The 18,687-nt window shown below is 38.2% G+C and carries 20 protein-coding genes; 11 read left to right on the top strand and 9 right to left on the bottom strand.

Going from position 1 to position 18,687, the window contains the following annotated elements:
• Positions 1–349: 349 nt before the first annotated feature.
• Positions 350–835 carry a hypothetical protein gene (locus E4661_RS17840; protein WP_136468831.1) on the bottom strand — a complete coding sequence of 162 codons (486 nt, stop codon included), beginning with the start codon at positions 833–835 and terminating at the stop codon, positions 350–352.
• A gap of 157 nt (positions 836–992) precedes the next feature.
• Between E4661_RS17840 and E4661_RS17845 the strand changes: the two genes are divergently transcribed.
• Both E4661_RS17845 and E4661_RS17850 read left to right on the top strand, forming a co-directional pair.
• On the top strand, positions 993–2,588 hold the full coding sequence (locus E4661_RS17845; protein WP_136468832.1) for a hypothetical protein: 1,596 nt from the start codon (positions 993–995) through the stop codon (positions 2,586–2,588).
• Positions 2,566–3,258 carry a hypothetical protein gene (locus tag E4661_RS17850; protein ID WP_136468833.1) on the top strand — a complete coding sequence of 231 codons (693 nt, stop codon included), beginning with the start codon at positions 2,566–2,568 and terminating at the stop codon, positions 3,256–3,258. Before E4661_RS17845 ends, E4661_RS17850 begins: the two co-directional genes overlap by 23 nt.
• A gap of 116 nt (positions 3,259–3,374) precedes the next feature.
• Here E4661_RS17850 and E4661_RS17855 read toward each other — a convergent pair whose 3' ends face one another.
• The 3 genes from E4661_RS17855 to E4661_RS17865 all read right to left on the bottom strand — a co-directional run bounded on the left by E4661_RS17855 (position 3,375) and on the right by E4661_RS17865 (position 5,957).
• Complete coding sequence (locus E4661_RS17855; protein WP_136468834.1) at positions 3,375–3,704, bottom strand: YegP family protein; 330 nt, start codon at positions 3,702–3,704, stop codon at positions 3,375–3,377.
• A gap of 122 nt (positions 3,705–3,826) precedes the next feature.
• On the bottom strand, positions 3,827–5,416 hold the full coding sequence (locus E4661_RS17860) for an outer membrane protein assembly factor BamB family protein (protein WP_205728982.1): 1,590 nt from the start codon (positions 5,414–5,416) through the stop codon (positions 3,827–3,829).
• An 82-nt stretch (positions 5,417–5,498) separates the two neighbouring features.
• Positions 5,499–5,957, bottom strand: coding sequence for a DUF4442 domain-containing protein (locus E4661_RS17865; RefSeq protein WP_136468853.1), 459 nt, complete (start codon positions 5,955–5,957; stop codon positions 5,499–5,501).
• A 168-nt stretch (positions 5,958–6,125) separates the two neighbouring features.
• Between E4661_RS17865 and E4661_RS17870 the strand changes: the two genes are divergently transcribed.
• From E4661_RS17870 to E4661_RS17895, 6 genes are all read left to right on the top strand, one after another.
• Positions 6,126–6,608 carry a DUF4870 domain-containing protein gene (locus tag E4661_RS17870; RefSeq protein ID WP_136468835.1) on the top strand — a complete coding sequence of 161 codons (483 nt, stop codon included), beginning with the start codon at positions 6,126–6,128 and terminating at the stop codon, positions 6,606–6,608.
• Between the two features lie 197 nt (positions 6,609–6,805).
• Entirely contained in the window at positions 6,806–7,135 is a 330-nt protein-coding gene (locus E4661_RS17875) for a PadR family transcriptional regulator (protein WP_136468836.1), read from the top strand.
• A 9-nt stretch (positions 7,136–7,144) separates the two neighbouring features.
• Positions 7,145–8,878 (top strand): PspC domain-containing protein, encoded by a 1,734-nt coding sequence (locus E4661_RS17880; protein ID WP_136468837.1) that lies wholly within the window; start codon positions 7,145–7,147, stop codon positions 8,876–8,878.
• Between the two features lie 155 nt (positions 8,879–9,033).
• Entirely contained in the window at positions 9,034–9,756 is a 723-nt protein-coding gene (locus E4661_RS17885) for a head GIN domain-containing protein (RefSeq protein WP_136468838.1), read from the top strand.
• 36 nt (positions 9,757–9,792) lie between these two features.
• The gene (locus tag E4661_RS17890) at positions 9,793–10,200 is read left to right on the top strand and encodes a hypothetical protein (protein ID WP_136468839.1); all 408 of its coding nucleotides are present in this window, start codon (positions 9,793–9,795) and stop codon (positions 10,198–10,200) included.
• Between the two features lie 286 nt (positions 10,201–10,486).
• Positions 10,487–10,942 (top strand): hypothetical protein, encoded by a 456-nt coding sequence (locus tag E4661_RS17895; protein ID WP_136468840.1) that lies wholly within the window; start codon positions 10,487–10,489, stop codon positions 10,940–10,942.
• 71 nt (positions 10,943–11,013) lie between these two features.
• Here the strand turns inward: E4661_RS17895 and trxB are convergent, their stop codons facing one another.
• The 5 genes from trxB to E4661_RS17915 form a co-directional block, all read right to left on the bottom strand.
• The gene (trxB, locus tag E4661_RS17900) at positions 11,014–11,982 is read right to left on the bottom strand and encodes a thioredoxin-disulfide reductase (RefSeq protein WP_136468841.1); all 969 of its coding nucleotides are present in this window, start codon (positions 11,980–11,982) and stop codon (positions 11,014–11,016) included.
• Between the two features lie 532 nt (positions 11,983–12,514).
• The gene (locus E4661_RS17905; RefSeq protein WP_136468842.1) at positions 12,515–13,435 is read right to left on the bottom strand and encodes a hydroxypyruvate isomerase family protein; all 921 of its coding nucleotides are present in this window, start codon (positions 13,433–13,435) and stop codon (positions 12,515–12,517) included.
• Between the two features lie 18 nt (positions 13,436–13,453).
• Positions 13,454–14,569: a Gfo/Idh/MocA family protein gene (locus E4661_RS17910; RefSeq protein ID WP_240751530.1), complete on the bottom strand. Its 1,116-nt coding sequence runs from the start codon at positions 14,567–14,569 to the stop codon at positions 13,454–13,456.
• Positions 14,508–14,798, bottom strand: a complete 291-nt coding sequence (locus E4661_RS19500) for a twin-arginine translocation signal domain-containing protein (RefSeq protein WP_240751531.1) — start codon at positions 14,796–14,798, stop codon at positions 14,508–14,510. Before E4661_RS19500 ends, E4661_RS17910 begins: the two co-directional genes overlap by 62 nt.
• Positions 14,799–14,804: 6 nt before the next feature.
• Positions 14,805–15,830, bottom strand: a complete 1,026-nt coding sequence (locus tag E4661_RS17915) for a formylglycine-generating enzyme family protein (RefSeq protein WP_240751532.1) — start codon at positions 15,828–15,830, stop codon at positions 14,805–14,807.
• 417 nt (positions 15,831–16,247) lie between these two features.
• Between E4661_RS17915 and E4661_RS17920 the strand changes: the two genes are divergently transcribed.
• The 3 genes from E4661_RS17920 to E4661_RS17930 are packed head-to-tail and all read left to right on the top strand — an operon-like array spanning position 16,248 to position 18,647.
• Entirely contained in the window at positions 16,248–17,027 is a 780-nt protein-coding gene (locus E4661_RS17920) for an SDR family NAD(P)-dependent oxidoreductase (protein ID WP_136468843.1), read from the top strand.
• A gap of 44 nt (positions 17,028–17,071) precedes the next feature.
• A complete protein-coding gene (locus tag E4661_RS17925) occupies positions 17,072–17,980 on the top strand; it encodes a helix-turn-helix domain-containing protein (protein ID WP_136468844.1) in 909 nt (302 codons plus the stop codon).
• Between the two features lies 1 nt (position 17,981).
• Complete coding sequence (locus tag E4661_RS17930) at positions 17,982–18,647, top strand: Rossmann-fold NAD(P)-binding domain-containing protein (RefSeq protein WP_136468845.1); 666 nt, start codon at positions 17,982–17,984, stop codon at positions 18,645–18,647.
• The last annotated feature ends 40 nt before the right edge of the window (positions 18,648–18,687 follow it).

Raw genomic sequence — 18,687 nt, forward strand, 5'->3', positions numbered from 1 at the left:
TTTGCAGACTTTTGAGGATTCCATACTTTTAGCAAAAGAAAAGCTCATCGAATACAATGAGCTTAAAGGTTCTTTTCAAGTGTCAGATTAACCACAACTGTCAGGTTAAGTAGTGGCTAGTACAACTAAATAGCCCTTTTTGTATAGATCGTTATAAAAAGTAGCATCTTTTTATAAAAAAATATTCTATTTAGTATAATTTTTTCCTTTTCCCTTGAAAATTGTTAACAATCGATTTTTCCATATTTCAAGTCAAAAAAGGCTTTTTCAGATTCATATACCCTGAGTTCTTTTTTAAGACTATCGTTTTCCTTCTTTAGAACCTTTTCTAAGTTTTCCAACTGCCTTTCTATGTTATGTATCCTGCTTTCATCTGTTGGTTCTGTAATCTTGTTAGAAGACGCAATAAAGCCATTATAGATATAGTTATGGGAATCCAATGAGTCTTTAATCTTTGTTTGTTCAGTTTGTTGGTCAAAAAGGTGTTTTCCCTTTCCAAATTCTTGAAGTGTTTTTCTCTTTCCTTGTCCTGTTCAATATCCTGTTGCCTCATTTCTTCGGCAATATATAAGTCAACAAAGCCTCCCCATTCATGGAACTCTTTAGTAAAATCATTTGCTTGTAACAAGGTGAAGTAATCATCCTCAGTATTATAATCAAAATATTTTGGTGCTTCCACAATCATTTCAGAAACGATTTTATTGAAATGACTAATGGTTTCGGTGGGTTCGTCCAACTTTATGTGCAAAGTATCCTCTGACCATGCACTTCTCTTGTTCAGTAAAAGAAATTCGATGATTTTGTTTTTAAGTCTAGCCCTTTCTATTCCGCACATATCAGTTTCATTAAAAAGAGAAAGTTAGGTTATTTTCAGATTGCAGAAAATCCATAGAACTTTTAAGGTTTTTCTTTAACCCCTTTCCAACGCAAGTACTTATTTTGGCCGTTGATCCTCCGACAATTATTAATTGTTAAATCTTAATCCACTACTTATGAAAAAACATTCTTTTCTAAAATTTACCTTATCTTTTTTTATTTTGCTTATGTTCTTCTATTCCTGTGAAAAAGAAGAAGCTACGGAATTAGAAATCACCCAAGAGACTGAAGTTGTTCAGCCTACTGAACAAGAAATTATCAGCAGCAAGTTTAGTCTTGACGGTTTCGATGGATCCTCTGACATTGCAAAGAACAGCCTAAAAATCCTTTGGAATGAACATAAAAAGGTAACCTTGGAAGAGAGGGAATGGCACGAGTACAAAATGGAAGAGTTGGTGAAAATTGATTTGGAAGAAGGGGAGATAACCGATATTACCTATAGCCTGTTGGCGACCATGATAGACGATAATCCTGCCTACTGGTTATTACGGATGGACTCCAGAAATGGCGAGGCTTACAGTTCCTACTTCGATTTGGAGAAAGGTGGCTTTACGGGCATGACATATTTATATAACTTGAAAGGTGAAATGAGTATGGCAAGGTACTACCAGAAAGGGAATGGGTTCCACGGCATAACAAAAATAGGAAATCCCATTGCTCTACCCGCACCAAGTGCTTCACGCTGTGATTTCAAGGTTACATCAAGCAATTGTGCTGGTACAAGTGACTGTGGCCTGTTGCAAAGCACTGGTGGCTCTGGTTGTGGCAACGGAGGTGGCAAAGGTGGTTATCGAAGGGTTAGGATACCTGGTGACATAATAGATAGGTATAATGACCATAATAATGACGGAAAAGGACAGCCCAATGAATATAGCCATACTATATTTATGCCAGACAGATACAAATGGGTCTGGGTTTCCAACACCAGTTCGGGCCATATTCCACAAAGGGGGCAGCAATACCAAGGTATACGGAGTGATGGCTCTATTAGAAATATTCCAAGGCCATCAGCTCAACCAAAAAGGATAATAATAGATAAATCGGTCAAGTCAAACCCTTGTGTAAAAAGAGTATTGGATATTTTAACAACCTCAATGAGCAATCACCTGTTAAAGCAAACAATAGGGAAATTCAAAAAAGACGCAGAATTTAAATTGACCTTTAGTGTTGGAGCTATGCCAAAAGGAAATTCAGGTGCGGATGCAATTACCCTTGACCGTGTGACTAGCAATGATGAAATACGTATAATAATCAATAAGAATAATGCCAATAATAATCCACTGGAATTGGCGAGACTATTAATCCATGAGGCGATACATGCAGAAATAATAAGGCATGTTCACAAAAAATCAAGAAACCAAGTAGTAGAGGACAGAGCTAGATTGTTCCAACTTTTCTCTTATCATATTGGATTATTGAGTAAACAAGAGTTAGATAGTCCTCATTTGGAAAGTCACATTAGGAAAAAAATGAGCAAGGCTCAACATGACTATATGTCCGAAAGGTTTATCAAACCCATAGCTCAAGCATTACACCAGTTTGACGGAGGTAAATTTACTTTGAAAGATTACGAAAGTTTAGCTTGGGTCGGATTGGAAGAAACTTACAATTATTTAGGTCGTATGACTGAGGCTGAAAGAAACCGTATCGAACAAAAAAGTGCAGAAATATTAAATAAAGCTCTAAACCATGCAAGCAATATCTGTAAATAGAATACTTCCTTTATTGATGATTTTGATTTTTTCATGCAAAGACCAAAAAAAAGAAGTTAATATCCCCTTTCAAGATACAAAGGAAGAAGCGTATAGTTACGAAATATATTCGCAACTTATAAATGGACATAAGTACTTGGACTATGTAGGACTTTTACCACCACCACCTCCAAAGTTTACAGAGGAATTTACGGAGGAGGATTTTTGGAAAGAACATGATTCTCTAAAAATGATTTTTAAGGACAGTATATTGAAAGTAGCCATATCACCTGTACTGTTCAACCTTGGAAAGGAAGAAGTAGATCAACCGATTAAAAAAGGCGTCCCAAAAGAATTATATGAAAAATTGGGTGAGATTAATGAGGTCAACCTAGATTTGGACAAATTGAGTTATGATAAAAACAGGATAGGTCTATCATTACTTGATACGATTAGGAATACAGAAAAGTGGAAAAACAGATTTAAAGCAAGCAATGTCATACTATCGTATTCAAGGGTTGCCTTTTCTAGGGATTATAATGAAGCTTTGGTGGTAGAAGGGGTTACTAGTTCAAAAGTCGACGGTTTTTCTACTATGATTCACCTAAAAAGGGAGAATGGAAAATGGGTTAGTGCCAGTCCAATGAACAAGGGCACAAAACTTATGTATAAAACTCTTAACCTTAATTGAGTTGCATTAGTCATAACTTAACCTGACACTTGGAAAAGAACCTTTAATCTCCATTGGGTACAAAGTAAAAAAAGCAGCCAAATTGGCTGCTTTTTATATCAATTAAAATTGAATATTTATGAGTTATCCTCTACATCCGCATCGGGAGCGTTTTTCTTAACCGATTCAATTCCATTTTCCATGGCTGCTGTAGAAGTATACATTTCGCTTTGCCCTATCACCTGGCCGTTAGCAGCATTCAATGTAAAGTAAGGGCTTCCGTCTTTAGCAGTTTTTCGTTCAAATCTACCATCGTCTTGCGAATTGGTGCGAACAGACTCAATACCATTTTTGCATCCATCCTTACTAGCGTATGATTGACTGGTTAATATTACCTGTCCATTACCAGCCTTGAGGTTGAACATTGTTTTGCCGGAACTGGTGGATTTAATTTCAAATTTTCCCATGTGTGTTTAGTTTACTATTAATTACTCTGTTAATGGTGAAATTACTAAAAATTGTAACACCCCTAAGATATAAAGTTTAAGTGTTAAAGTAATATGAGTTTCTCAAAAAAAAACCATTTTTATCATTTTTCACCTATACATATCAGGTGCTTTAAAGTTCTGTGGTAAAGGTTTCCGTTTGCAAACGAAGGTGCATTTACTGACCAAGTTTGTCCTTTTGGGCCCAAATCGTTAATACTGATAAATGCTTTTTCATCAAAAGATTCCGTTGTCGCATCAATACAGTACACAACACCAAGCATCGTAGTAAAAAATATTTTTCCATTTATGGCAATTGGGTTCCCATTAAAATTCCAATGCCACCCATCCCTTCTAGACCTTTTATCATTGGACACATCCAATCCCCTGATGTTTATTGTTTCGGTGGTAAGTTCGGTATTCCAAATATTGGATTTTTCACCTTCCTTATAATCCACTTGTACGGGCACTTCCAGATACTCAGCTTTTCCTGTCTTTAGGTCAATTCTACCCATAGTGTATTCGGGACCTATATTTTTTCTGTAACGTCCTTCTTTAAAACAAAGAAAGAAGAGTTTATCATTGACTATTATATTGGTGTACCAGGCAGGAAATATTGTAAACCCTAATTGTTTTTGGATATCAACATTTCGTTGAGTTACATATGTCCCGGTTTCTGTATCGTATTTTGAAACATCAGCATTTTCTGTTAACGATATCTTTCGCAAGAGCTTACCAGTTTTAGAATCCAAAATATGGATGACATTTTCACTCTCAGTATACCACACCGCATAATCTTTGTTCCATGTGGCATGATATAGTGATAATCCCTCATTAGTTTCATATTGCCAGATTCTCTTTCCAGTTTTAACATCTATCAACGAATATCCTGATGGCTTCTCTGGAACTTGGTGATGCCCTCCCCTACCTATCATTATCGCTGGTTTCCCGTCCGCGGTCTTTGATAAGAACGGAGTATTATAATGTGTAAGACCATCTTGTGAAATCCATACTTCTTTGCTAGTGCTTTTGTCAATACCATAAAGGTAGTTCCATCCATAAACCCTCTTTCCATCTTTTTCCCAATAGGTTTCCATGTTGACTATGAGGTCACCAACGATAAAAGGTTCAAATTGCTTATTGAAAGGAAAATGGATTCCATCCAATTCTTCAACCGGGTTCCATGTTCTTTCCCAAACTAGGTTCCCTTTAAAATCAAAACAACTCAGATTTCCACTTGCATTATAAAACCACACATGCTTTCCATCAGTCACAGGACCAGGAGTTGACGAGTCGCTAAAACCATACATATACTCACTATCTACACTGCCTTTCAATTCTTCTTGCCAAATAATGCGACCATCTTTGGCATCGATGCAAAGCGCTAACACGTCAGAACCTTTAACTCCTTTTCCTTCTTCTATCTTGTAAATAGGTTTCATTACGGTAAGAAAGATTCTATCATTCCAAACGGTGATTCCACTTTGTCCGCCTTCGGGCAACTCGGATTTCCATAGAATATTACTATCCATGGTAACGCTAAAATCTGTAGGCACTTTGGTATCCGTTGTTACCGTCCAGTCACCATTAGGACCTGCAGGTTGCGGCCAATTATTGTCTGTCTGAGCATAAATGGTCAAAGAAAAAGCGAACAAAAGGACAAAGGGCAATATTCTCATTCTGTTATCGGTCATTTTTAATAGTGATTGATTAAACAGTATGCAATAAACAGGATAAGCAGGAAAGATGCTTGTACTAAATTGACCTATAAGAGCACTATTTCGACTTTATTTTTACGGTCCACTCAAAATTGAAGGTAGAAACAACCACTCCATCTTGATTGACGCCGGTTGATTTCATCCAAAAAGTTTGTCCTTCTCCGGTTTCAATAGTTTTCTGAAGTGCTTGATGAATCAGATGTCCATCTTCGCAGGTAAACGTGATACGACCCGTAGCCTTTTTGGTGAAACTGGCATTGTTGTTCGCGACCAACATCGATATTTTTTTGCCGCTTTTTCTAATTTGTTCAATGACCATTGCTCCCGTACTAAGCTCTGCAGCCATCCCCTGGACAGCCCAAAACATCGATTTAAAAGGGTTTTGATTGAACCATTTGTGCTTGACCGTGGTAATAGCCTTTTGATCGTCAATGTATTTGAGTCGTACGCCGCACCACCAAGCTGACGGAAGTTTGAAAAAAGTGAACTTATTGAATTTACTAGCGCTAAGAGCCATATTCTTGTTTTTATATGTTCTAAAAATAGCAAAAAAACCACTATTTTGATTTGTTAAATAAATGTTAATATTTAGTACTTTGTTTTGCATAGTACCATCTTTTGGATATATATTTGCATCGTAAGCTAATAGGTAAACCGAGTTTACGGTCAAAAATCATCAATTAAAATGGCAACAACATTAACCAAGCACGAAAGAAATTTATCAGCTATCATTCATGCATCTACCTTTTCAAAGTACTTTATTCCTTTTGGGAATTTTATTCTTCCTTTGATTTTGTGGACTGCCAATAAGAAGGAGTACGCATTTGTGGATTATAATGGTAAACAGGCGCTTAACTTTCAAATCAGCATGCTGTTATACTCCATTTTAGTGGGAATAATCAGTGTACCGTTCTTTATTGGGTTTTTACCTGATCTATTCGACGGGAATTGGTTCGGGTTCCATCGTCTAAGTGACTTGAACAATCTAAACATCCATATTAGCAGTGATGATTTTAGATTCGGCCGATTTTTCTGGCCAGTAGGGATTACTGGAGTTTTACAATTTGGTTTAATCGTAGTCAATATTGTCTATACCATTTTGGCTACCATCAGAACCAACGAGGGCGAAACTTTTAAATATCCATTTACCATAAAATTCATCAAATAATAAGTAATTCGAGTTTACTCATCAATCAAAAAACGAAAACATGTACTGAGCGTAGTCGAAGTATCATCAATCAATCAATCATCAATCAAAAAACGGTTTCCACTCCCCTGCTCATCACGGGGGAGTCATCGGAAACAAAGTCGGACCTAGGTTCGGCACAAGAAAACGAACAGTTAATTAAATAGAACCATGTAGTTATGAACATAGAAAACACAAAAGCACAAATGCGGAAAGGGGTTCTGGAGTATTGCATCCTGTCCATACTTAAAGATAAGGACAAGTATGCCTCTGAAATTCTTGGAGCCCTTAAAGACGCCAAGATGCTTGTAGTGGAAGGCACTATATACCCCCTGCTCACAAGGCTTAAAAATGCAGGATTGCTCAACTACCGTTGGGAAGAATCCACATCTGGGCCGCCAAGAAAATATTATGCGCTTACCGAAACAGGACGTTTATTCCTAAATGAGCTTAACGGTACCTGGGATGAACTTAGAAATGCAGTCAATCTGGTAACCAACACAAAATAAAATCAAAAAATGAACAAGACAGTAAATATAAATCTAGCAAATACGCTCTTCCATATAGACGATACTGCTTTCAACAAGCTCAAACGCTATTTGGAATCCATAAAACGATCCTTCTCCGGTACACCTGGCAGTGATGAAATCATAGCGGATATCGAGGCAAGGGTTGCGGAACTCTTTCTAGAAAAAATGGAGAACGAGCGACAGGTAATCACCGAAAAAGAGGTTGATGAGGTAATCAATGTAATGGGGCAACCAGAAGACTACATGGTCGATGAGGACATTTTTGAAGATGAACCCCGCAAAACCTACACCCGTTCGGAAAGAAAGTCCAAAAAGTTGTATAGAGACATAGACCATAAGTATATCGGTGGTGTCAGCTCCGGTCTAGAACATTATTTAGGTATAGATGCGCTTTGGATACGATTAATCTTTATCCTATTGGCCGTATTTACTGGTTTTGGACTAATTGCCTATATCCTTCTATGGATTTTGGTACCTGAAGCCTCGACCACCTCCCAAAAATTGGACATGTCGGGAGAGCCTATCAACATCAGCAATATAGAACGCAAAGTAAAAGAGGGGTTTGATAATGTTGCAGACAAGGTTAAAAGTGTTGACTACGAAAAAGTAGGCAACCAGGTCAAAAGCAGCTCCAAGACCTTTTTTGACACCATTGGTGATATTATCATGTTCCTTTTTAAAATATTTGGAAAGTTCATAGGCATTATATTAATTATAATAGGAGCGACTAGTCTAATTGCATTGTTCATCGCTTTCTTTACCGTAGGCATGCTTGATTCGGTTCATATTCCCGGTGTGGATTTATATGAAATTGTCAACACTACTGGAGCACCGGTGTGGATAGTATCCATATTGTTGTTTTTTGCAACTGGAATTCCATTCTTCTTTGTGCTCTATTTGGGCCTTAAAATTCTTGTGAACAACCTAAAGTCAATCGGTAATATAGCCAAGTTCTCACTATTGGGGCTTTGGTTACTCTCCATTGGCACCTTGATAACCCTTGGGGTAAAACAAGCCGCGGAGTTTGCGCATGTAGGAAGTGTAAATGTGAAGGATCAATTGTTGATAGAGAACCCAAATGACACTTTGATCATTAAAATGAAAAATTCGGAGTTTGAATATGGCCTCGACCGAGTGCATTTTGGCAGAATGACCTACACATACGATGATAATGATAATAGATTATTGATTTCTGACGATGTTAGCATCAGGATTAGAAAATCGGATGACGACTACGTTAAACTCAACATTCGCAAGGATTCACATGGGAATAGTACTTTGGCAGCCAGAGAAAGGGCCAAACAAATCAACTATGATTATGAACTTACTTCCAACACAATTATTCTCAATGAATATCTGACGACTGCAGCTTCAAACAAAGCAAGAAATCAGGAAGTTACCACCACTGTCTACATTCCCGAAGGTAAGGTATTGGCTTTTGAGGAATCTACAAGAGGGCATATCGGACGAGGAATAGAAAATGACCATAATCTTTATAGAAATGGTATTATCGATTACTTATGGGTCATGGGAGATGATGGTGAACTTAAATGCCAAGACTGTCCTGAAGACGTGGAGGTTGAAGAAGAAACAGAGGAAGACAACATCACAATAGACAAAAACGGTGTCAATGTAAACATCGAAGATGGTGCCGACAGCTTTAAAATGAAAATTGATGAAGACGGTATCCAAATAAAAGCTGGAGACAATAACGACAATTGAGCTTAAGTTTTCGACAATTCGGAAAGTATAAATAGCAAAAGAATAATATAACTAAGAATTTCATGCTGAACTTGTTTCAGTATCTCATTCAAATCAAAGAATAAAATCAATCAATAACAGATGCCCAGTCGAGCTGAGCATAAAAAACAACAATCATGACAACACTTGCACGAATAGCAATCGCATTTATCTTGGTCGTCTTTGCCTCCTCATGCATAATGGACGTAAATTTTGGCAATGGAAAAAAAGGCAACGGAGAGGTTGTGGAAGAAAGCCGTAAAGTAACCGAAGATTTCACCGAAATATCAGCTTCGGAAGGACTGGACGTCTTTGTGACGCAAAACTCCAAATTTAAAATCGATGTTGAAGCCGATGAAAACATCATAGATTTAATTGCGACCGACATCAAGGACGGAAAATTACGCATCCATACCATTGAAAATATTGGCAGAGCCACGAAAAAAATATATGTTTCTCTTCCAAAGGTTTCTGGACTGAGGAGTTCAAGCGGAGCAGACTTAATTGTACAAAACGTAATCGAATCGGAGAAGATTGAACTCGATGCCAGCAGTGGTTCTGATTTAAAGGTAGAACTTATAGCTTCTGAAGTTTCGGCAGATGCCAGTAGCGGAGCGGGCATAAAAGTTTCGGGACAAGCGGATATGCTTTATGCCGATGCAAGCAGTGGTGCAGATATAAGAGCAGGTGAACTCATGGTGAAAAAGTGTAATGCCGATGCAAGTAGCGGTGCGGATATTTCTATTAATGTATCTGAATCGTTGGTCGCCGATGCAAGTAGTGGGGCAGACATCAGATATTCTGGTGAAGCTAGCGTACAAGCAAAAAAGTCAGTTTCTGGTAGCGTATATAAATATTGACCACTTGATTTTCCTCAATTAATAACTTTAACTTTTATGAAATATAAAATTCAAGTTGTTGCAATTGTGCTATCGTTGTTCCTAGGGGCTCAAAGCTCTTTTGGACAATCAACCTCAACTACAATAAAAGAACTTCAAATAAGCGCATTGGGCACACAGATAAAATTTGAAGTTGATTCATTAAAAGCAAGTTTTCGTTTTGAAATTTCTGACATTCAGAGTGAAGCTCAAGATTCCATTCAACAAATACAATTTTTGGCAAATGGTGAAATGTTGGAGCTTCAGAAAAAAATCCAAACCGAAATGCTCAGGTTACAACAAAAAGCTAATCGTCTTACAAACCATTTTTTTTCAAAAGGGAGATTGGAAAAAAAGCAAAAAAGCTTGAATTTGAGTTTCAACAACTCGCTCGAGAACTTGAAACGAAATATCAACGAAGGTTAGCTAAAGTTGAACGGTATTATCAAAAAAAGTTGTCATCAATCGAACCCAAGACCAACTACCGAATGGTCGACTTGGAACATAAACTTAAAAGAAAAATGGCCCTGTTTATAGATTACTTCGAATAAAGGGCTAAACCATTGCATAAAACTTATGGCAGGTAATTAAAATCGCTTAAGTCAAAACCTAGCATTTGCTAGGTTTTCTTTTTAGCTATCAATTGATTAATTGCCTAAAAAATCCTATCTTACTTGAAGAAAAGGAAGCTTTAACTTTAAACAACACAGCCATGAAAAAACTAGTCGGATTGGTTTTATTGATGCTGATTTTGATTTCTGCCACAAAACTCACATCTCCAAAACTGGAAACAGAAACAATGCATTCTATACAAGGAACCTGGGAACTTCAAAGCTTTTATAATTATGACGATGGTGTCAACATTTCAGATACAATACTCACTGCGGATGGTTACCGACAAGTAAAAATGTATTATAATGGTAAGGTAATGTGGTCTAGATATGCCCCTAAAGATTCTTTAGAGTGGTTCGGCTATGGAACCTATAGAATAACCTCTGATTCTCTGATAGAAACCTTGGAATATGCATCATCCCCTATGATGAGAGCCATGGACACCTTGCGCGTATTTAATTTTGAGTTGAAGCTAACCGATGAAACTTATAGCCAAATAAGTTTTGATGAAGAGGGAAATCGCACCTTTTCTGAAAACTATAAACGAATTGATTGAGTTTAGGATTCCATCCAATAAAAAAGGGCACCTAATGGTGCCTTTTTTATTACTTTTAATTTACCAGTCGATTAGGAAGTAGCTTCAGCTACACTTTCCACTGATGCCAAATAACGTTCGGCATCCAATGCCGCCATGCATCCTGTTCCAGCTGCAGTAACGGCCTGTCTGTATTCTTTATCCTGAACATCGCCACTAGCAAAAACTCCAGGTTTATTGGTTTTTGTAGACTTCCCTTCGGTGATAACGTATCCTGTTTCATCCATTTCCAACTGTCCTTTGAAAATGTCCGTGTTAGGTTTATGCCCTATGGCAATGAAAAGACCAGTAATGGCTATTTCCTCCTTTTCACCGGTTTGATTGTTAACAATGCGCAAACCTTCAACCACTTGGTCTCCTAAAACCTCATCAGCCTCAGAATTATAACGAACCTCGATATTGTCCAAACTATTTACTCTATGCTGCATGGCCTTTGAGGCCCTCATATAATCTTTTCTTACCAACATGGTAACCTTTGTACAGATATTGGCGAGATAAGATGCTTCCTCAGCAGCAGTATCGCCAGCTCCAACAATAGCGACATCCTGCCCTTTGTAAAAAAAGCCATCACAAACGGCACATGCGGAAACACCACCTCCCCTAAGGCGTTGCTCACTAGGGATATTCAGATATTTTGCCGTGGCACCAGTAGAAATAATTACAGTTTCCGCTTCAATTTGCTTGCTGTCATCTACAGTAATCTTATGAATTCCACCGACCACATTGCTAAAATCAACAGCAGTGACCATACCGATACGAACTTCTGTTCCGAAACGTTCGGCTTGCTGCTGCAACTGTACCATCATTGTTGGACCATCTACGCCTTCGGGATATCCTGGAAAATTATCCACCTCAGTAGTGGTGGTCAATTGGCCCCCAGGTTCCATGCCTGTGTACAATACCGGTTTTAAATCAGCCCTAGAAGCATAAATTGCCGCTGTATACCCAGCTGGACCTGACCCTATAATTAATGTTTTTATTCTTTCTATTTGTTCTGCCATATCTAAAAATCTACAGGTGTATAATTTGTTTTACAAAAGTAGGTTTTTTGTATAGAAACTTACACTGCACTCATCATCATTTACAAATACCGTTGTATATCAAAATAAAGTCCAAGGGAATCACCTTATGGTAGGACAGGTTTTGCTATTAAATCAGAAAGCCGTTACAACCAAGAGGCTCAACCTCAAAACCCCTTGGCGCAACGGAAACCTCTTCAAATAAGATTTTTTATAGGTTAAGAACAGGTAAGAATCCTACTTTTTACCCTTGTCTTATTCTTCGGAAGTTAAATCATAAACTGAATGATTAAATTCTTAATTCGAATCAAACATACAACCGAAAGGATTAAAAAAAGGGCATGAGTTAATGAATGGGGTGTTCTTATCAATAGATGGTACGTTTGGATCAACGGATGCAAAATATAGTATCAATCTAATTGATAAAGAAAGAAGTTCCAGTTTATACTTCTAACTAAAAAAAGAGGTGCTTTGTTTTAGCTCCACCTGTTTTCTGTTTAAGGTCAATCAAATTCTATAAAAAGCTATCCGACTCCACATAGGCCTCAATAACCCTTTTTTCCCCTGTCGCTCCTTTTATTGAATTTCCATGTTCCATCCCTAAAATTCCATTAAAACCTTTTTTATGGATGGTCTTAAATACATTTTTGTAGTTGATTTCGCCCGTAGTGGGTTCATTTCGGCCAGGGTTGTCTCCAATTTGGAAATATGCAATTTCATCCCAACAACCTTCAATATTAGGAATAAGATTACCTTCTTGAATCTGTTGATGGTAAATATCAAAAAGTATTTTGCACGAAGGAGAATCCACTGCCTTACAAATTTCATATGCCTGTGGGCTTTCGGAAAGGAATAAACCAGGGTGGTTCCTGAAGTTGAGTGGCTCAAGTACCATTACCAGACCATGGGGTTCCAATATATCCGAAGCTCTTTTTAAGGATTCCACAACATGAGCAGTTTGGTATCCCATGTTTTGTCTTAAATCTACGTGCCCGGGCACCACCGTCATCCATTTAGCATTAACTCTTTTGGCAACTTCCACCGATTCTTTAATCTGTTTTAGGAATTCTTCTCGAAGTGCTTCATCCCCGCTGGCCAAATTTGGCTTTTGCCAATATATTTTATGGGCTACAAACACCCCCGTGGAAATTCCGCGCTTCGCCATGGTCGAAGCCATCTTTTCTTGCAAATCTATGGGCCTTCCCTTCATGCCATTGTCTTCAAAAGCCGTAAACCCTTGATCCGCCATAAAGTTTAGCTGATCGATTGGGTTCTGTCCAGCCAAATTCTTGAACATTCCCAAATGAGGTGCATATTTTAGATTAAACTTATGGGACCCATAAATTGCGTTTCTGGTTTGGCCCATCACAACCCCTGGAACAATTCCCAATGCCGAAGTCGCAGCCATGGCACTTACAAAATTTCGTCTTTTCATCTTAAACGATTTGTATAGTTATGCATATTTGGTTATCCCTGGAACGGGAACCTTGTAATTTCCATCTGCATCTGGCAGTGTTGGAGCTGTTGAGTTCCAATCCATGTTATCTGGAACCAGTTGAAGTGGTGAGTTCAATGCCTGTTCCCATGTGATTATATCTCCTGAATAAGTGGCCATTCTACCCATAATTGCTGCTAAAGTTGACTTCGCTCCATTCTCGGCATCGGCCAAAAGTTCTGATTTGGTTCTTATTGCAGCGAATAACCTATCGTGTTCCACTTGATAAGGGTTTGGATCGTGTTGTCCTTCATTCAACTTTGAGTAGTTGAATTTTTCATTTCCCTGTAAGTCAGTAATGATTCCTTTACTGATTACCGTTGAACCTGCACTTCCATGAAAGGCTTCATCTACTCTATTATGACAACCTTTTTGATGTCTACACTGACTTGATATGACGGCACCTGATGGATAAGTAAACTCTACAAAATGGTGGTCAAAAATTTCTCCATGGTCCTTTCCGGTTCTGACTTCTCTTCCCCCCATACCTTGGGCCATTGTCGGATATTCTCCTATGAACCAGTTGGCCACATCTATGTTATGAATGTGCTGTTCCAATATGTGGTCTCCACAAAGCCAGTTAAAGTAGTACCAGTTTCTCATTTGGTATTCCAATTCGCTCTGCCCCTCCTGACGTGGTCTAACCCAAACACCCCCGCCATTCCAATACACTTGACCAGAAACAATTTTGCCAATGGCGCCCTGTTTTACTTGGTCGTATAGCGTATTATACTTCTCTTGATAGTGTCTTTGAAGACCGACAACAACATTCAACTTTTTATCCTTTGCCTCCTTTGCTGCCTTTAAAACCCTTCTAACACCAGCTGGGTCTGTGGCAACAGGTTTTTCCATAAAGACATGCTTATCGTTCGAAATGGCATATTCAAAATGCAAAGGGCGGAATCCCGGTGGAGTTGCCAAAACAACAACATCAGCCAAATCGATTGCCTTTTTGTAAGCATCAAACCCAACAAAGCGATTCTTGTCCTTAACATTTATCTTGCGCTCACCATCAAAATGCTCCTGAATGGCACTTAGACTGCCCTCTAAACGATCTTTGAACGCGTCCGCCATAGCCTACAAGTTCAACATCTGGGTCCGCAGTAAGGGCTTGAACGGTGGCACCAGTTCCACGTCCCCCACAACCGATTACTGCCAATTTGAGTTTTTCAACCTTCCCGGTTTGAGCCATTGCCTCAAAAGGAATGCTACTCGTCAATATTCCCCCAGTAGCTAAGCTCGTCGTTTTTACGAAAGACCTTCTACTGACAGAGCTGTTCTTTTTGTTTGTTTGATTATTCATAGGTATTTAGTTTGTGTGTTTTGCTTTCCAATAAATCTTTTGTTCCTTAGGACTTGGCGTATTATATGGCCTTACAATCCTAAAGCCAACAAATGTAGCATCCGTATGCCACCATTTGCTTTTGGGGATCTGCGGGTCCTGAATTTTCCATCTTTTTTCAGAATAGACCCTAGCCGCACTTCTAAGTTTTTCCGGATTATCTTTCCATGAACCTCCCCTAACGACTCTCGGATACGTTTTGGTTGGTTTCTTAAAAGGGTCTGCGGTTTTCCTTCCAGCACGATTTCCATAAATATCCGAATCATATGCATCAAGCGTCCATTCAGCTACATTTCCGTGCATATCATGTAGTCCCCATGGATTGGGTTTCTTCTTACCCACTTTTTGATATTTGCCGTCGCTATTCTTTGAATACCAGGCATAGTCTTCAATTCCGTTGGCGCTTCCGCCAAAAGAAAATGGTGTTTTGCTTTCTGCTCTACAGGCATATTCCCATTCAGCTTCTGTGGGAAGTCGGTAGAAATTTCCTGTCATCGCTGACAGCCACTCACAAAATTTTGAAGCCGCATTTTGTGTCATACATATCGCAGGGTAACCTTCAGTTCCCATTCCGAAACTCATCTCCACATATGGTGTTGTCGCCCCCGAAACAGCGTCAACATCTAACGAAACCTCGTTCCCCTTGGAACCACTGTTTCCCAATTTGTCTATATCCCTTGACATAAATAATTGGTATAAATCCCAAGTGACTTCAAACTCAGCCATCCAAAAAGGGGCAATGTCTACCTGATGAACCGGTCCCTCATCAGCAGATCTACCTTTTTCAGTATTCGGACTTCCCATTCCGAAGCTTCCGCCTGGTATAGGTAACATAGAAACTGTTAAATCCGTCCCAGGAACCTTTTGTTTATATGCTCCGAAAGGTTTCTTTTGACCGTAGACGTTAACGGTCAAAACGCAAGCAAACAATATAATTAAAAAATGTATGGAATTATTTGTTTTGTTAGATGTACTCATTTTCTTTTCAATCATTCTATTTTAATATTTGTATTTGGGACATTTATAAAACCTAGTGTTCAAAACTATCTTTAGAGAGGGGGTTTAGCCACCAAATAACCCACTTCAATCTATACTTTTTTTGCATAAATAGCTCAAATTTTGACATCGATAGAAATTTAGTTGAAACTTTGAATATTGTTATCCGACAATCTTCTTTTAGTCCTTTAAACAGAAAAGGCAAATCCTTTGTGATAATGGAGTCTTTTTATTTCAGTTTCATTATAATCTTACGATTATCTTTTTTCTCAAAATAAGTACACACCAGTCACCAAAAACCCTATAAAACCTTATTGATTTCTGTAAAACATATACGTTGTTAAGTAAAATATATACTTTCAGCCTACATACTGAAGCTAATTTTGTTCCAGAAATCAGTTAAAGTTTCAAAAAATGGAAAAAACAGCCTTAATTACTGGAGCAAGCAGCGGAATCGGAAAAGAGTTGGCAAGAATTCACGCCGAAAGAAATGGTGACTTAATCATTGTTGCCCGAAGACAAGAAAAACTGAATGAGCTCAAATCGGAGCTGGAACAAAAGTTTGCTGTCAAGGTATTGACTATTGTCAAGGATTTAAGCAACCCTGATGCTCCGAAGGAGATTTTTGAAGAAATCCAACAAAAGGGAATTCAAATCCATTATCTGATCAACAATGCAGGTTTTGGACTACGCGGAAAATTTCATGAGCTTTCTTGGGAACGTCAACAGCAAATGATAAACCTTAACATGGTAGCCCTAACAGAGCTTATGTATCTTTTTCTTCCAGAAATGATTGCAAGAAATAGTGGTAAAATCTTAAATACCTCTTCCACTGCATCATTTTTACCTGGACCACTTCAGGCCATTTATTATGCCTCCAAGGCTTACGTTACCTATTTAGGAAATGCTATTGCAGAGGAATTGTACGATACCAATATTACGGTGACTACGCTTATGCCCGGGGCTACGGAAACTGAATTCGCATCTACTTCTGGAATGGATAAAACAGGCCTATTCGAAAAGACGGTGAGTGCACGCTCCGTTGCAGAAGATGGATACAATGGCATGTTGGAGGGAAAACTGGATGTTATTTCTGGATTGACCTTTTCACAAAGTTTGATGATGAAGACCATTCCATTTACACCCAAAAAGGTAATTCTTAAGCAAGTTCGAAAAATGCAGGAGGTTGACTAAAGTCAATATTATTGTTTAGCTTAGAAATACCAGGTTTTAGTATTATGAAAGATATCATTCACATAAAATCCATTACGGAAGCCAACAACATGTTTGGTATGCCACCTCCCAAGCATCCTTTGGTTTCGGTCATGTGGGCAAAAGACTTTCCACATTTCCACGAGTTCGAAGGGGTTCGAATCAATACAAACCTTTTCGCAGTATCGCTAAAGGATGGAATTAGCGGTTCGATGGGTTATGGACGTAATTCATATGATTTTACTGAGGGAATGATGGTATTTTCTAAACCCAATCAAGTGATGACATTTGAAGAGAAGAATGTGGAAGAAGATGCAAAAGGTTGGATTCTTGTATTTCACCCTGATCTCATTAGAAAATCAGAATTGACCAAAACCATTGACAACTATTCCTTTTTCGACTACGAAGTGCATGAGGCATTGCATTTATCTGATGAAGAAAAGGCAACCCTTACCGATTTAGTTCTCAAAATTGAAATGGAGATCAATCAAAATATCGATAAGCACAGCCAAAAGCTCATTATCTCCAATATAGAACTCATCTTAGATTATTGCAATCGTTATTATGACCGCCAATTTTATGTCCGTACCAATTTGCACCAAGACCATGTAACCGAATTTGAAAAGCTTTTAAAGGACTATTTTACCTCAGAAAAACCTTCTGAACTAGGTTTACCAACGGTTCGCTATTGTGGTGAAAAACTTCATATGTCTCCTAATTACCTTGGTGATCTTTTGAAGAAAGAAACCGGAAAGTCGGCAAAAGAACATATCAATACATTTATCGTAAATCGGGCTAAAAACAAACTGTTGGGTTCAACAGATGCTGTAAGTGAAATAGCCTATTCCTTGGGATTTGAATACCCACAACACTTCAGCAAATTGTTTAAATCAAAAACAGGTATGAGTCCCTTAAAATATAGAGAGTTGAATTAGGATGAAAAAAGTAATCATAATAGGCGCTTCCGGGATGGTGGGAAAGGGTGTTCTTTTAGAATGTCTAGATGACCCTTTAGTTAAAGAAACTCTTGTAATAGGTAGGTCTCCCATTGGATTAAATGGCCTTAAACTAAAGGAGATTGTTTTAAAAGATTTTACTGGCCTGAAATCTGTTCAGAATCAACTGATTGGATATGATGCCTGTTTCTATTGTATGGGTGTTTCGGTACTTGGTTTAAACGAAAAAAGTTATACTCATATAACTTATGGAATCACTAAAATTTTTGCGGATGTGCTCTACGAATTAAATCCTAATATGGTTTTCAATTATGTTTCCGGTGCTGGAACGGATAGCTCGGAAAGGGGAAAATCGATGTGGGCAAGAGTTAAAGGTAAAACCGAGAATTATATTCTGAACAAGGGATTCAAAGATGCATATTGCTTTAGACCTGGAATGATCATTCCCGAAAGGGGCATAAAATCAAGAACCGGTTGGTATAATGCAATCTATGTTTTGATGAAACCATTTTTCCCTTTGTTTAAAAAAGCCAAGAATGTCACCACAACAAGTCGTATTGGGCGAGCAATGATAAACTCTTTGGAGACTGAACAGCGTCTTAAGCATTTAGAAAACTTGGATATAAACACCTTGGCATCCAAATAATATTTCACTGAACCTTGAAAACACTTATAAAATACGCAAA

The organism is Flagellimonas onchidii (assembly GCF_004804315.1).
Taxonomy (GTDB): Bacteria; Bacteroidota; Bacteroidia; order Flavobacteriales; family Flavobacteriaceae; genus Flagellimonas; species Flagellimonas onchidii.